Origin of the sequence: Curtobacterium sp. PsM8 (assembly GCF_030433875.1) — a bacterium.
Classification (GTDB): Bacteria; Actinomycetota; Actinomycetes; order Actinomycetales; family Microbacteriaceae; genus Curtobacterium.
In genome coordinates, this window is record NZ_JARUXD010000145.1 from 1 (window position 1) to 1,622 (window position 1,622).

1 protein-coding gene is annotated in these 1,622 nt (G+C 70.7%); it reads left to right on the forward strand.

Annotated elements, in window-relative coordinates:
* Positions 1-157: 157 nt before the first annotated feature.
* On the forward strand, positions 158-1,441 hold the full coding sequence (locus QCD68_RS17150) for a DUF4032 domain-containing protein (protein WP_301223885.1): 1,284 nt from the start codon (positions 158-160) through the stop codon (positions 1,439-1,441).
* Positions 1,442-1,622 lie beyond the last annotated feature (181 nt).

Genomic DNA, 1,622 nt, shown 5'->3' on the forward strand with positions numbered 1-1,622 from the left:
CCCCCCCCCCCCCCCCCCCTTTTTTTTTTTCAAGCAGACGACGGCATACGATCTTATTGCGTTCGTCTCGTGGGCTCGGAGTTGTGAATAAGAGACAGGTGCCAGCTGGCACCGCGCCTCCCGTCCGTTCTCGCCCCAGTACCCAGAGGAACCCGCTGTGCCCGACTCCATGACCATCACCGCAGCCACCGTCGACCCCGGCCTGCTCGACCTGCCGTGGGACCTGCCGCTCGACGCCTGGCCGGAGGAGACGATCGTCGCGCTGCCGAAGGGCATCTCGCGCCACCTGGTGCGGTTCGTGCACCTCAGCGGCTACGTCGTCGCGGTGAAGGAGACCAGCGCCGAGCTGGCCCGGTCCGAGTACGACATGCTCCGGACGCTGCAGCGGATGGACGTGCCGTGCGTCGACCCGGTCGCGGTGATCACCAACCGCGTCGGCCGCGAGGGCGAGGAACTCCAGCCCGTGCTGGTCACCCGGCACCTGCGCTTCTCGCTCCCCTACCGCGCGCTGTACTCACAGACGCTCCGCCCGGACACCGCGACCCGGCTCGTGGACGCCCTCGCGCTCCTGCTCGTCCGGCTGCACGTCATCGGTTTCTACTGGGGTGACGTCTCGCTCTCGAACACGCTGTTCCGGCGCGACGCCGGCTCGTTCGCGGCGTACCTGGTCGACGCCGAGACCGGCAAGCTCTACCCGGGCGGCCTGTCGAACGGGCAGCGCGAGAACGACCTCGAGGTGGCCCGCGTGAACATCGCCGGGGAGCTCCTGGACCTCGAGGCCGGCGGACGCCTGGACGAGAACGCCGACCCCGTCGACGTGTCGAACCGGATCGTGGCGCAGTACCGCACGCTGTGGACCGAGCTGACCGGCACCGAGCAGTTCGACGCCGCCGAGCGGTGGCGCATCAACGACCGCGTCGAGCGGCTGAACGCCCTCGGCTTCGACATCGAGGAACTGTCGATCCGCACCGCCGACGCCGGTTCCCAGGTCCGGATCCAGCCGAAGGTCGTCGACGCCGGCCACCACCAGCGTCGCCTGCTGCGCCTGACCGGTCTCGACGCCGAGGAGAACCAGGCCCGACGACTGCTCAACGACCTCGACGCGTACCGGGCACGCAACGGCCGCGAGGAGCTCGACGAGGAGATGGTCGCGCACGAGTGGGTCTCGCGGGTGTTCGAGCCCGTCGTCCGTGCCATCCCCCGTGACCTGCGTGGGCGACTCGAACCGGCCGAGGTGTTCCACGAGCTGCTCGAACACCGCTGGTTCATGTCCCAGCAAGAGGAGCGGTCGGTCTCGCTGCCCGAGGCGACGACCGCGTACATCAACGACGTGCTGCGGCACCGCCGGGACGAGCGGACGCTGATCAACCCGCCGACGTCGTCGATCGCGCTGCCCCTCGACGACGACGTCGACGTCGACGACTGGCGCGCGTCCGTCTGAGGCGCTGCGGACGGCGGGCGGCGGGCGGCGGGCGCCGCCGCGAGCGGTCACGACACCCCGCTTCCCCTCCGCCGACCGGTCGAAGACCGTCGGTCCGGAGGCGTCAGAACAACGATCCGTGACCGGTCGGCGGGGGGCGACGGCGAGTCCCGGCGGCGTGACGCGCGGGGCGGCCGCGACC